This is a genomic window from Bacillus sp. FSL K6-3200, assembly GCF_038630485.1.
Taxonomy (GTDB): Bacteria; Bacillota; Bacilli; order Bacillales; family Bacillaceae; genus Bacillus; species Bacillus safensis.
This window is the reverse complement of the sequence record NZ_CP152032.1, coordinates 3,278,174-3,291,520: the sequence shown is the minus strand read 5'-3', so window position 1 is coordinate 3,291,520 and position 13,347 is coordinate 3,278,174. Positions and strand designations below refer to the sequence as shown.

10 protein-coding genes are annotated in these 13,347 nt (G+C 42.5%); 6 read left to right on the top strand and 4 right to left on the bottom strand.

Features of this window, described 5'->3' with window-relative positions:
- Positions 1 to 109 precede the first annotated feature (109 nt).
- The 3 genes from MHI60_RS16945 (at position 110) to MHI60_RS16935 (ending at position 4,666) form a co-directional block, all read left to right on the top strand.
- On the top strand, positions 110 to 1,012 hold the full coding sequence (locus MHI60_RS16945; RefSeq protein WP_034280677.1) for a LysR family transcriptional regulator: 903 nt from the start codon (positions 110 to 112) through the stop codon (positions 1,010 to 1,012).
- A gap of 94 nt (positions 1,013 to 1,106) precedes the next feature.
- Positions 1,107 to 2,840: an ABC transporter ATP-binding protein gene (locus tag MHI60_RS16940; protein ID WP_111292539.1), complete on the top strand. Its 1,734-nt coding sequence runs from the start codon at positions 1,107 to 1,109 to the stop codon at positions 2,838 to 2,840.
- A complete protein-coding gene (locus MHI60_RS16935; protein WP_144484340.1) occupies positions 2,837 to 4,666 on the top strand; it encodes an ABC transporter ATP-binding protein in 1,830 nt (609 codons plus the stop codon). Before MHI60_RS16940 ends, MHI60_RS16935 begins: the two co-directional genes overlap by 4 nt.
- A 49-nt stretch (positions 4,667 to 4,715) precedes the next feature.
- Here MHI60_RS16935 and MHI60_RS16930 read toward each other — a convergent pair whose 3' ends face one another.
- Complete coding sequence (locus MHI60_RS16930) at positions 4,716 to 5,543, bottom strand: MerR family transcriptional regulator (RefSeq protein ID WP_144470803.1); 828 nt, start codon at positions 5,541 to 5,543, stop codon at positions 4,716 to 4,718.
- Between the two features lie 87 nt (positions 5,544 to 5,630).
- Between MHI60_RS16930 and MHI60_RS16925 the strand changes: the two genes are divergently transcribed.
- Entirely contained in the window at positions 5,631 to 6,206 is a 576-nt protein-coding gene (locus MHI60_RS16925; protein WP_144484342.1) for a GNAT family N-acetyltransferase, read from the top strand.
- Positions 6,207 to 6,273: 67 nt separating this feature from the next.
- On the opposite strand, the gene MHI60_RS16920 is transcribed toward MHI60_RS16925, so the two are convergent.
- The 3 genes from MHI60_RS16920 to proC are packed head-to-tail and all read right to left on the bottom strand — an operon-like array spanning position 6,274 to position 9,505.
- Positions 6,274 to 7,542 carry a glutamate-5-semialdehyde dehydrogenase gene (locus tag MHI60_RS16920; RefSeq protein WP_144470807.1) on the bottom strand — a complete coding sequence of 423 codons (1,269 nt, stop codon included), beginning with the start codon at positions 7,540 to 7,542 and terminating at the stop codon, positions 6,274 to 6,276.
- A gap of 19 nt (positions 7,543 to 7,561) precedes the next feature.
- Positions 7,562 to 8,680, bottom strand: a complete 1,119-nt coding sequence (proB, locus tag MHI60_RS16915) for a glutamate 5-kinase (RefSeq protein WP_144470809.1) — start codon at positions 8,678 to 8,680, stop codon at positions 7,562 to 7,564.
- 27 nt (positions 8,681 to 8,707) lie between these two features.
- Positions 8,708 to 9,505, bottom strand: a complete 798-nt coding sequence (gene proC, locus MHI60_RS16910; RefSeq protein ID WP_342502625.1) for a pyrroline-5-carboxylate reductase — start codon at positions 9,503 to 9,505, stop codon at positions 8,708 to 8,710.
- A 470-nt stretch (positions 9,506 to 9,975) separates the two neighbouring features.
- Here proC and MHI60_RS16905 point away from each other — a divergent pair, with 470 nt between their 5' ends.
- Positions 9,976 to 11,172 (top strand): cytochrome P450, encoded by a 1,197-nt coding sequence (locus MHI60_RS16905; RefSeq protein WP_144470813.1) that lies wholly within the window; start codon positions 9,976 to 9,978, stop codon positions 11,170 to 11,172.
- A 131-nt stretch (positions 11,173 to 11,303) separates the two neighbouring features.
- Positions 11,304 to 13,346 carry a molybdopterin oxidoreductase family protein gene (locus tag MHI60_RS16900; RefSeq protein ID WP_144471520.1) on the top strand — a complete coding sequence of 681 codons (2,043 nt, stop codon included), beginning with the start codon at positions 11,304 to 11,306 and terminating at the stop codon, positions 13,344 to 13,346.
- The last annotated feature ends 1 nt before the right edge of the window (position 13,347 follow it).

Sequence of the window (13,347 nt, the reverse complement as noted above, 5' to 3'; positions counted from 1 at the left end):
AAATCTCACAAACTCTGTAACTTATTTTAAGTTTTCAAATTGATATAAACAATATATAATTTAGATCAAAACAATCTCTTTTTGAGATAGATGGGTGTGAAGTGCAAAAATGGAGCTTCGTCAGTTACGTTATTTTGTAGAAGTCGCAGACCGTGAACACGTGTCAGAAGCGGCTGAAAACTTACATGTTGCCCAATCTGCCATCAGCCGGCAGATTGCGAATTTAGAAGAAGAACTTGGAGTGGCCTTATTCGAACGAGAAGGACGAAATATCAAATTAACGAAGATCGGCAGACAATTTTTAGATCATGTCAGAACTGCACTCAAAGCCATTGATTATGCGAAAGAGCAAATTGATGAATACTTAGATCCGCACAAAGGAACGGTGAATATTGGCTTTCCTACAAGTCTAGCAAGCCAAGTACTCCCTTCTGTTATCTCCGCCTTTAAGCAGGAATATCCAGAGGTCGATTTTTTACTTCGTCAAGGATCCTATAAATTTCTCATTGAAGCGGTCAAAAATCGAGATATCGATCTCGCCTTTTTAGGCCCTGTACCGACAAACGATTCTCAAATAGAAGGAAATATTTTATTTTCCGAAAGCATATATGCCCTTTTACCGGTTAGCCACCCCTTTAGCGGACAAAGGAGTATTCATTTAAGTGATTTAAGAAAGGATCATTTCGTGTTATTTCCTGAAGGGTATGTGCTGAGACAAATTGCGGTTGATGCTTGTAAGCAGGCAGGCTATGAGCCCACCATTTCATCTGAAGGAGAAGATTTGGATGCCATTAAAGGTCTCGTATCGGCAGGTATGGGTGTTACCTTATTACCCGAAAGCGCCTTTTATGAAACAACACCGCGATTTACAGTGAAAATTCCGATCGATTTCCCTCAAGTGAGAAGAACGGTTGGAATTATTGCATCTAAAACGAGAGAAATGTCTCCTTCTGCCCATGATTTTTATGTGTTTGTGAAGGATTTCTTTTCTAAAATTGAACAATATAAATAATTCACTAAAACAAGACATTTCATTTGTAGAAATAATCCCTCTTTGTATATGATGGGTTACAGAACAAAAGACTATATGGAAGAAAGGTATTCGTATGAAATCAATTTTATCGTTTTTAAAGCCGTATCGGCTGTCCGTTGTGTCCATTGTCATTCTCACTTTTTTAAGTAGTATGCTCCAGCTGTATTTACCGACGTTAACAGCAGATATCGTTGATGTCGGTATCGTCCAGGGAGATATTGCTTACATATGGAAGGTTGGCGGCTGGATGGTGGCTTGTTCTTTACTCGCCATTTTGCTCACCATTTGGAAGTCTTACTTGTCATCAAAGACAGCGCTTGGCTTCGGGCGTGATATGAGAAGACAGCTTTTTGTACATGTCGAAAAATTTTCATTAGAAGAATTTCAAAAGATCGGCACATCTTCCTTTATTACAAGATCAACAAATGATGTGAAACAAGTCCAAGATGTGACGATCATGATTTTACAAATGATGACGCGGGCCCCGCTCATGCTTGTGGGCGGAATCATTTTGGCTGTTTCCAGGGATGCTGTCCTGTCTCTTATCTTTTTAGCAGCCCTCCCCCTTCTTGGCGGATTCATCTATTTGGTGTCAAGAAAAGCCATTCCGCTATTTGGCCAGCTTCAGAAAAAAACAGACCGGCTGAATTTAATTATGCGAGAATCTCTTTCAGGCATCCGCGTCATTCGTGCCTTTAACCGTGTAGATGATGAAAAGGAGCGATTCCAAGAAGCCAACACGTCCTATAAGGATACTGGTCTTAGAGTCAACCGATTAATGGCTTACTTGTTTCCATTTATGCTGATCATCATGAACTTCACAAATATCGGCATTGTCTGGCTTGGGGCAAACCGAATTGATGCCGGAGAAATGGAAGTTGGGAATCTCATTGCCTTCATTCAATATGCGATGATGATTTTAATGGCACTTATTATGCTGTCGATGAGCTTTATTATGGTCCCAAGAGCACAAGCTTCAGCTAAACGCATGAATGAAGTGTTAAACATGGAGCCAAAAATTCAAGACAAAGAAGAGTCTATGACTGACCTGCGCACACCAGCTCAATCCATTCGCTTTGAGGATGTGTCATTTTATTACTCAAATGCTGAGAAACCGGCCGTTCAAGGTATCACGTTTGAAGCCAAAACTGGTGAAACGACAGCCATCATCGGAAGTACGGGTTCTGGGAAAACCACGCTTCTTCAGCTGATGACACGTTTTTATGAAGTGACAGAAGGCCGGATTACACTAGACGGTGTAGACATTAGAGAGCTGCCTCAAGAGAAACTGAGAAACCAGATGGGCTATGTCTCTCAAAAAGCTGTTTTATTCAGTGGAACCATTGCCGAAAATGTGCGCTTTGGCAAGCACGATGCAAGCGATGAAGACATCTGGCAGGCGCTTCGAACTGCGCAGGCCGAAGAATTTGTTCTGCAAAAAGATGGCGGAATTGATGCAGAAATTGATCAGGGTGGTTCAAATCTATCCGGCGGCCAAAAGCAGCGGCTCTCCATTGCAAGGGCGCTAGTGCGAAAACCATCATTCTATCTGTTTGACGATAGCTTTTCAGCACTTGATTACAAAACAGATGCAAAGCTGCGGGCATCATTAGAAGCAGAAAAAGCACATGCAGCCCTCATCATTGTGGCTCAACGAATCAGTACAGTGAAGCATAGTGATAAAATCATTGTACTTGATGAAGGAAAAATCGCAGGTATCGGAACACATGAACAATTAATAAAGGATAATCTTGTGTACCAAGAGATTGTCGCATCACAGGAAGGTCAGGAGGTGGAGCGAGGATGAGTAAGAAAATGTCTTCCGGCATGGGCCATAAAGGCGGTCACCCTAAAGGGCCAGTCGCAAAACCGAAGGAATTTAAGAAAACACTGCTTCGTTTGACAGGCTACTTAAAACCTAGGAAATTTCAGCTGATCATCGTCTTCATTGCAGCGATTGGGTCAACTGTCTTTAACGTCATTAGTCCAAAGCTGCTTGGGGATGCCACCTCTTCCCTATTTGACAGCTTTACGAATGGAACAGCCGTTCAATTTGACGTCATTTCACGAATTCTTTTGCTGCTTGTCGTGCTGTACGTCGTTGCTTCTCTCTTTTCATTCGTTCAGCAATATGTCATGGCCGGTGTCTCTCAACAGACCATCGCTGAATTACGGCAAGAAGCAAATGACAAGCTCACACGTCTCCCCCTTCGTTATTTTGATAAAACAACCCATGGGGACACACTAAGCCGTGTGATGAATGATATCGATAATATTAATACATCGCTTCAGCAGGCGCTCACCCAAGTGATTACATCTGTGATTACAGTCGTTGGGATTGTCGTGATGATGCTCTTCATCAGTCCGCTGCTTACGCTTCTTGTTTGTTTGACGCTGCCACTCAGCCTGTTTGCGATTCGCGGCATCACGTCATTTTCTCAAAAGCATTTTAAAGCGCAGCAAAAAGAGCTTGGGACGATCAATGGACATATTAATGAGATGTTCACAGGACATCAGACAGTTCGTGCGTATGGCTACGAAAAGAAAGCGATCGATACATTTGATCAATTAAATGAAAAGCTGTATGAATCATCAAGGAAAGCGCAGTTCATTTCTGGATTAATGATGCCCATGATGACCTTTATCGGGAACCTTGGCTATGTGGCAGTCAGTGTAGCCGGCGGGATTCTTGTCATTAACGGGAATATTCGTGTCGGGGATGTGCAGGCGTTTATCCAATACACACAGCAAATGTCTCAGCCGCTTGTGCAAGCATCAAGTGTCGCAAACTTAGTTCAATCAGCGATCGCGTCTGCTGAAAGGGTGTTTGAAATCCTTGATGAGGAAGAAGAAAGTACCGAAGAAGATGCGGCAATTGATCTTGCATCACTCTCAGGTGATGTAAGCTTTGAACAAGTTCAATTCGGATATGAAAAAGATCATCCGATTATTAAAGATTTGAATTTAGATGTGCAAGAAGGACAGACGGTTGCCATTGTCGGACCAACAGGTGCAGGAAAAACAACCATCATCAATCTTTTAATGCGTTTTTACGAATTAGATCAAGGCTCCATACGCATTGGCGGTGTCAAAACTACTGACATCAGCCGTCAGCAAGTACGGGAATTATTTGCGATGGTTCTTCAAGATACGTGGCTCTTTGAAGGAACGATTTACGACAACATTGCCTATGGCAGGCAGGATGTTTCCAAAGAGGATGTCATCAAAGCCGCCAAACATGCCTATGCAGATGATTTCATCCGCACGCTTCCAGATGGATATGACACACTGTTAACAGAAGATGCAGGCAACCTGTCTCAAGGTCAGCGCCAGCTGTTAACCATCGCCCGTGCCATTTTATCAGATCCAAAGATCTTGATATTAGATGAAGCAACAAGCAGTGTGGATACTCGGACAGAGATGCATATTCAAAAAGCAATGAATGAATTGATGAAAGGCAGAACGAGCTTCGTGATTGCACACAGACTTTCAACAATCAAGGATGCAGACCTCATTTTAGTCATGAAGGATGGCACCATCATTGAAAAAGGATCGCACAGCGAACTTTTAAAACAAAAAGGCTTTTATGCAGACTTATATATGAGTCAATTTGCCGAAAATCAAGTGGGTTAACATCAAAAAAGAGGATAGACGCGCATGTCACATGCTGTCTATCCTCTTTTCATTTGTCATCTGCTCGCTTCTTCACTTTTACACTGAGCTTCGTTATATACTCTGCTTCATCTTTAGACATGAGCGAATGAAGTAAATACTCCTCAAACACATCTCCATCCAGCATCATGCCCTCTTTCTCGATTTCATCTAACAAATGCGAATAAGCAGATTCGATCTCTTCATATGTTCCTTGATCATACATCACCGCATAGAGCCCGCCAGGTTTTTTGACTGCCCCTGGGCCATCCATACGGCAGAACAGCTGATCTGACTCATCATAGTGCCGCTTACAGAACTGCTCCTTTTTTAAGACAGAACCATTAGCCGCAGCCCCTTTTATGCCAACTCCCTTTAAAAACTCCCCTACAATACGTGATATTTCTTCTACAGGTGTATTGAAGTCGATCGGGTTTGATGCACTTAGTATAACTGGTTCTTCTGGCAGCTCTTGAAACAGGACCTCCCCTATTTTCACAGTTGCTAATTCATGTGTCGTCTCCATCACCCGCATAAGAAAAGCCTGGATGTCTTGAAGTTTTTCAATCTCTTGTTTGACCTTTTCTATTTGGTCGGCCGCTAGGCTTTGCAGTCTCTCGCGGGAAGGCTCTGTGAAGTATTGTTTTAACTCTTTGATCGGAAATTGAACAGCTCGCAAGGATTGAATCGCAATAAAATGGTCAAATTGCTCGAGTGTATAGTAACGGTATCCATTTTCATGAACACCAGCCGGCTTAAATAAATCGATTTTATCATAATACAGAAGCGTATCCTTTTTTACATCAAATAGCTTGGCAAATTCTCCAGTGAAAAACGTTTTTTGCACATCATTGATCATGATGAAGGCTCCTTTCTTGACTATGGAGTAACTCCATCCTTTATTATAACATCCAGAAACATCACTACGCATGGAAAGGATAAAAAAATGAACAAAATAACTCAACATGAAGTAACATTAGCACAAGCAAATAAAGAGGACTTCCCTTCAATGAAAAAAGAGCTTCAGAAAGCTTTTAAAGCTGGCGTGATCGATGCATTTGGCGATGCGCATGGTGGACCAATTCCTCCAGATGAAGTGATTGATGAGTCTTTTCATTCCAATGACCACATTGTTTATCATATTATGCTAAATCGTGAAAAGGCAGGCGGCGTTGTGATCAAAATCAACCAAGAGACACATCACAACTCGGTTGATTTGCTATACATCTCATCATCCTCTCACGGCCGGGGCATTGGTCAGGCAGCATGGAAAGCGATCGAGGCGCAATATCCAGAAACGATTGTATGGGAGGTTGTGACCCCTTATTTTGAAAAACGCAACATTCATTTCTATGTCAATAAGTGCGGCTTTCAAATAGTTGAATTTTATCACTTACACCATCCAGATCCAAACGCACCTCATGAAGCAGAAGACCCAGGCAATGAACCTTTAGCACCTGAGGAATTCGAATTTTTTAAATTTGAGAAGGTCATGAAGAAAAATTGTGCAAGCGTAGGATAACGTGCATTTCTTTAAGATAAAGTTAAAAACACTACCCCATAAAAAGGTAGTGTTTCTTGAATCTTTTCTAGCTTCTAATCTGACCGTCACCACTTAGAAGCAGCTTAGTTGTCGTAAGTGCAGGAAGTCCCATCGGCCCTCTTGCGTGCAGCTTTTGAGTAGAGATGCCAATTTCAGCTCCGTAGCCAAGTGCGCCGCCGTCTGTAAAGCGAGTCGATGCGTTATGATAAACGGCTGCCGCATCTACTTCGTTTAGAAACGTGAGTGCATTTTTTTCATCTTCTGTCACGATGGCTTCTGAATGTTTTGTGCCGTACTGATCGATATGGCTGATCGCTTCCTCAATTGAATCGACTACCTTTACCGCAAGATCCAGACTTAAATACTCATCTGTCCAATCTACTTTCCCAGCAGGAACCGCGTTTGAGAAGTAAGACTCTGCTGCCTGATCGCCATGAACAGTGACATGGTGTTCCTGCAAAGCTTCATTTAATGAGGCTGCATTCTCTTTCAGCCAATCGCGATGAATGATCAGTGTCTCAAGTGCATTACATACAGCCGGACGATTCGTCTTCGCATTGATCACAATCTCAATGGCTTTGTTCACATTCGCGGTTTGATCAATAAAGACATGACAGTTTCCTGTCCCTGTTTCAAGCACTGGGATAGTGGATTCTTTTACCACTGTTTTGATTAACGAAGCTCCGCCTCGCGGAATTAACACATCGATCCATTCTTTTAGTTGAAACATCGCCTGAACCGATGAACGGTCTGTTTGTTCAATCAATTGCACCGCATCACGCGGAATTGTTGTTTGATCCAATGCTTCATGAATCACACTGACAATGGCTTTGTTGGAAGAAATAGCGGAGGAACCGCCTTTTAAAATCACTGAGTTGCCTGCCTTAAGGGCAAGGCCTGCTGCATCGACAGTGACATTCGGTCTCGCTTCATAGATCATCCCGATCACGCCGAGCGGTACTCTTCGGCTTTTCACGTGTAAGCCGTTATCAAGAGTCCATTCATCCAATATTTCTCCAACAGGATCTGTTAATCTCGTCACAAGCCGCAAACTTTCAGCAAACTCATGAATTCTTTCTTCATTTAACATTAATCGATCCATGAGTGCCTCTGAGAAGCCCTTTTCTTTGCCAGCATCTAAATCCTTTTGATTCTCCTCTAAAATGAAGCTGCTTTTTTGCTCTAACGCTTCTGCCATTTTAAGCAGCGCGTCATTTTTTTCCTCTGTCTGAAGTAAACCAAGTTTTTTTGAAACGTGCTTTGCTTTTTTCGCTTTTTCTTTGACCGATGTGACAACTTCAGCTGTCAGTGTCATGGAATTCCTCCCTTTTTGGTTAACAAACTGGTATTGATAAATCTAAATGACAAACAAATGCTTCAAGATCGACAACATGCACGATTTCATCTTGTAACAAGTCACTCTTACGTGCGAGTTCATCTGATGCATAATTCACAACGCCAAGCCCTATTTCTCTTCCATCTTGATCTAAAATACGGACAACATCGCCTTTTTTAAACGAACCTTTCACATTGACAATCCCATCAGAATCAAGGCTTCCCTCACGGTGCATGAGGAATTCCTGTGTTTTCTCTTGAACCACGATCTCACCCTTTGGTCCAGAATGAAAGGCAATCCACTGCTTCTTATAGTTGAGCGGCGCTACATTTTCGTCAGCGGTAAAATAAGTGCCGTCCTCTGTCCCATTGATCGCTTTGTCTAAAATGTGAGGCGTATCGGCTTTTCCTAAAAAGCCGTTAATACCTGCGGCCATTGATATTTTAAACGCATCGAGCTTTGATTTCATTCCGCCTGTACCTACGCTGCTGCCTGCGTCTCCAGCAGCTGCTTCGATGTCTTCTGTGATGTCTGCCACTTCGAGAATTCTCTTCGCATTTGGATTAGTATGAGGATTATCTTCATACAAGCCATCGATATCAGATAAAATAACAAGGAAATCCGCATCAATGAGTCCAGCTACTTTTGCAGACAATGTATCGTTGTCTCCAAACTTCAACCGATCGATCGTCACTGTATCATTTTCATTAATAATTGGGATGATGCCTCGATCCAATAACACGTTCATTGTGTTACGCACATTTTGATAGCGCGTTTCATCAGAAAAATCACTTCTTGTGATTAAGAGCTGTGAGGCAATATAACCGTGTGATAAAAATAAAGTAGAATATGATTCCATTAAAAGCCCTTGCCCAATTGAGGCAGATGCCTGCTTTTCCGGCAGTGTTTTGGGTCTATCGATAAATCCTAGTTTTCGGTAACCAGCTGCAACCGCACCAGATGAAACCAAAATGACTTCGTGTCCTTCATCTTTAAGTTTCACAATTTGATTGACGAGGTTTTCTAGTTTTTTCAAACTAATCTCACCTTGAAAGCTAGTAAGAGAGCTGCTTCCAATTTTCACAACAATTCGTTTTCTCTCTTTATCTGCGTACACCTTATCACTCCTGTACCTGAGCTCTATTTATATAGATACTTTTTGTTTTTGCTGATTGCTTATCTCTTTTGATCGATTGGCAGCATGTTTGACAGCTTGCTTGATCGCTTCTCCCCCGCCAAAATCATCTAATGCATTCAGTCCTGCAGCAGTTGTTCCATTTGGTGACGTAATTTTCTCTCTTAAGACTGAAGGATTTTCCTCTGTTTCTTGCAACATTTTTGCCGCACCGAGGAGTGTCTGCGCGCCAATTTGGCGAGACAATTCCTTTGATAAACCTGCCTCTTCTCCTGCTTCTTCGATTCTTTCCATTAAGAAATAAAAGTAGGCAGGCCCGCTTCCAGCTATTCCAGTGAAGATATCCATTTGCTCTTCCTGAATGGTATAGACTTCGCCCATTTCAGATAAAAGAGACTGACTTATGCTCATATGATCGTTTTTCACATAACGTCCAGCAGATAAAGCAGTCGCTGACGCCCCGATCGTACTTGATGTATTTGGCATGACCCTCATAACAGGCTGGCCTTCGTGCAGCATGTCTTCAATATACGATAGCTTCACACCTGCAAGGACAGACATGATGAGCTGATCTGGCCGAATATGAGGTTTTAATGATTCAAGTGCTGCTTCAGCATCCTTTGGCTTCATGGCCAGGATCAACATATCCATTTCTTCAAAAGGAAATGAATCCATTGCGGCTGTTTGGATTCCGTATCGTTTCGTTAGTTCATTCAATCGAAGTTGATTTTGTCTGTTTGTTGCGTAAATTTGGCCTAGCGGCATCTGTCCTGATCGTACAATCCCTGCGATCATTCCTTCCGCCATAGAACCTGCTCCAATGAAAGCAACTTTCTTTTGATCAATGATATTGATCCTCTCCCTTGTTCGCTTTTTGTTCGTGTTTTTCACACGTTAGTTATCGTAACATGATGAGAAATCGTGTCAAGAAAGAGCCAGCGCTTTTCAAAAGTCCCGAATGCATGGCGGACAGCTTGCTGCAAGTATGTTAGCCGTGTTTTTCAAATACAGTAATTTAGATCAAAAGAACTATGATCATTTGAATCATAGGACCCTTTCGTTCGACTGAATTCACCATTTTATTTTTGGTTTCGGTGACTTCAATTCTATTTTTTAGAAAGCGCTCTCATTTTAATGACTTTCTATTTTCCTATATGGTGAATGTGCTTGAATCTTTCGATTAGACTATTGACATATTTTAGAAAACATGTCCGTTGAAATGATATTTTTCTGGTGATACCGTGAAAGAGAAATCATGTGAAAAAGGAGCGTTCATAATGAAAGTGAAAGAAAACTATGTCAATGTGATTCCAATGAAAGAAATCCGTTCTACCAATGACCTTCTTTTCCCATTCTCTATTTACAATGAGCTGCGTGCAGAGAGTGATATTAGATATGATGAGACAAGAAAGTGCTGGGATCTCTTTCGATATGCAGATATCCAGTCTGTTCTAAAGCAGCCTAAAGTGTTTTCTTCACAGCGAGGAAGAAGCACGTCTAAAACAAGTATTTTAACGATGGATCCTCCAAAACATACAAAGATGAGAGCGCTTGTGAATAAGGCATTTACCCCAAAAGCGATCAAGCAATTAGAAGATAAGATCAAAGACCTGACACATGATCTATTAAATCAAGTCAAGGATCAACGTACGTTTGATATTGTGCAAGATTTAGCAGCTCCCCTGCCAGTGATGATCATCGCTGAGCTTCTCGGTGCAGAGGTGCAGGACAGAGAGCTGATTAAAAAACATTCTGATGCTCTTGTGGCTGGTGCTAAGGATGAATCAAAAGAAGCCATTCAGGCTGTTGTAGATATGCAGAAACGCGCTGAAGAGGAGCTGTCCGTTTATTTTGCTCATTTGATCAAAAAACGAAAAGAAACGCCTGCCGATGACTTGATCTCACTTCTCATTCAAGCGGAAATCGATGGAGAGCGTTTAACCGAGAATGAACTGCTTGGCTTTTGTATTCTATTACTCGTTGCAGGCAATGAGACAACAACTAATTTAATAACCAATGCCGTACGACTGCTGACAGAGCAGCCGCATATCGCTGAAACAGTTCGACAGGACCCCTCTCTTATTCCTCAATTGACTGAGGAAACGCTGCGGTATTATCCGCCTGTCCAAGCCATTGGCCGAATCGCCGCAGAGGATGTTGAAATTGCAGGCGCACGCATTGAAAAAGGAGACTACCTCATCAGCTGGGTTGCTTCAGCAAATCGGGATGAACTGAAGTTTGAAGATCCAGATACGTTCCGGCTTGACCGGAAATCAAATCCGCATATGAGTTTTGGATTTGGCATTCATTTTTGTCTCGGTGCACCGCTTGCCCGGCTTGAAAGCAACATTGCGCTTGACGTTTTACTCCATACGTTTCAAGACATCACCTGTATTGCAGATCAGCTAAAACCTATTCAAAGCACGTTTGTTTTTGGGGTAAAAGAATTTCCTGTACAAGTCACCCGTTTTTAAAAGTCCCTTTTCAGGGGCTTTTTTTTCATTTTCTTCAATTCATCATCTCTTTCTTACCTTCCTCCTCCGAACATGCTAAAATAAAGTCCATACAAAGTGATAACGGAATGCAGAAAGGAAGCCGAAAACCCATGACCGATTATACAGCGATGAAAGACGGAATATTCAAATCAGTTTGTTCGTTAGATTGCCCGGATCAGTGCGGTCTTTTAATACATAAAGAAAATGGAAAGATCGTGAAAGTGCAAGGAGATCCGGATCACCCTGTCACACAAGGAAACATATGTAACAAAGTGCGTAATGTCACAGCCCGTTTATATGATGAAAAAAGGCTGACCACTCCTTTAAAACGTGTTGGGCAAAAAGGCGAAGGTCAGTTTGCGCCGATTACGTGGGAAGAAGCCATTGAAACCATTCGTCAAAAATGGACAAAGCTGATCGAAGAAAAAGGGTCAGAAAGCATTCTGCCTTACAGCTTCTATGGAAACATGGGCAACCTCAACGCAGAAGGTATGGACCGCCGCTTTTTTTACCGTCTTGGTTCAAGTCAGTTAGACCGGACGATCTGTCAGTCAGCGGGAACGACTGGCTATAAATATACAATGGGTGCGAGCATTGGGACAGATCCTGAAGACACCATTCATACGAAACTATTTATCTTTTGGGGCATCAACGCCGTGTCGACAAATATGCACCAAATTACCTTGGCACAAAAAGCGCGAAAACAAGGAGCGAAGATTGTCGTAATTGATGTTCACAAGAACCAAACCGGCCGGATGGCAGATTGGTTTATTCCGCTTCGGCCTGGTACTGACAGTGCGCTTGCCCTTGGCATCATGCATGTCCTTTTTAAAGAGGAACGTATAAATGAAGCATTTTTAGAGACTTACACGGTCGGCCATAAAGAGCTGCGCGAGCATGTAAAGCAGTATGATCCAGACACAGTTGAGCGCATCACGGGTGTGCCTAAGGATGACATCATCACACTTGCGAGAATGTACGCTGAGACATCACCCTCTCTTATTCGCATTGGGAATGGTTTACAGCATCATGATAATGGCGGGATGAGTATTAGAACCATTTCCTGCCTCCCTGCCCTGACTGGTCAATGGCTGCACAAGGGCGGCGGAGCGATGAAATCAAACTCTTCTTTTCTCAGCTATAATGAAACAGCTCTTCAGCGGCCGGATTTATTAAAAGAACGCACGCCTAGATCATTTAATATGAATCAGCTGGGCAGCGTGCTGACAAGCGCAGAGCCTTCCGTTGATTCTCTCTTTATCTATTCGTGCAACCCAGCGGTTGTAACACCAGAAGCGAATAAAGTAAGAGAAGGCTTGCTGAGAGAGGATTTATTTACAGTGGTTCATGATTTATTCCTGACAGAAACAGCGGCGTATGCAGACATTGTCCTGCCGGCGACATCAGCCTTTGAAAACGAGGATTTCTATACGTCATACTGGCATCATTATATTCAAATTCAGGAGCCCGTAATTGAACGCTACGGAGAAAGCAAATCCAATACTGAAGTATTCCGCCTGTTAGCCCATGCGATGGGCTTTGAAGATGAAGCCTTCCGCGAGACAGATGCTGAACTGATGGAACAAGCCCTTCATCATCCAGAAAATCCGCATTATGAGGACATTTCATACGAGGCATTAAAAGAAAAGAAATGGATCAAAGCGAAACGTGGACCTTTCGAGGAATTAAAGCTTCAAACCCCAAGCGGGAAAATTGAGCTTTATTCTGAACAAATGAAGAAAGACGGGTATCCAGCACTTCCAACCTATGTGCCCCTTTATCAGGAAAGCGATTATCCGCTTACCTTTATACCGGGACCGAACCATAACTTTCTGAATTCTACCTTCTCACTTCATGAAAAGCATCAAAAGCTTGAGAAATTTCCGAAGCTTCACATGAATGAACAAGATGCAAAGGAAAGAAAGATTGAAGATGGTGACATGGTGCGTGTGCTGAACGATCGAGGAGAGTGTGAGCTTGTCGTGTCAGTCGGTCAAAATGTATTATCTGGTGTTGTGGTCAGTCAAGGATTATGGGCAGATCAAAAAGGCAAAAAGCATTTAGTGAATGGGTTAACGCCTGATCGATTGGCAGATATGGGCGGCGGCGCGACGTTCTTTTCTGGCAGAGTGGAAGTTGAAAAATTATCATAGA

Coding starts and splice junctions, on each gene's coding strand:
- MHI60_RS16945 (WP_034280677.1), top strand. CDS start 110: ATGGAGCTTCGTCAGTTACGTTATTTTGTAGAAGTCGCAGACCGTGAA.
- MHI60_RS16940 (WP_111292539.1), top strand. CDS start 1,107: ATGAAATCAATTTTATCGTTTTTAAAGCCGTATCGGCTGTCCGTTGTG.
- MHI60_RS16935 (WP_144484340.1), top strand. CDS start 2,837: ATGAGTAAGAAAATGTCTTCCGGCATGGGCCATAAAGGCGGTCACCCT.
- MHI60_RS16930 (WP_144470803.1), bottom strand. CDS start 5,543: ATGATCAATGATGTGCAAAAAACGTTTTTCACTGGAGAATTTGCCAAG.
- MHI60_RS16925 (WP_144484342.1), top strand. CDS start 5,631: ATGAACAAAATAACTCAACATGAAGTAACATTAGCACAAGCAAATAAA.
- MHI60_RS16920 (WP_144470807.1), bottom strand. CDS start 7,542: ATGACACTGACAGCTGAAGTTGTCACATCGGTCAAAGAAAAAGCGAAA.
- proC (WP_342502625.1), bottom strand. CDS start 9,505: ATGGCGGAAGGAATGATCGCAGGGATTGTACGATCAGGACAGATGCCG.
- MHI60_RS16905 (WP_144470813.1), top strand. CDS start 9,976: ATGAAAGTGAAAGAAAACTATGTCAATGTGATTCCAATGAAAGAAATC.
- MHI60_RS16900 (WP_144471520.1), top strand. CDS start 11,304: ATGACCGATTATACAGCGATGAAAGACGGAATATTCAAATCAGTTTGT.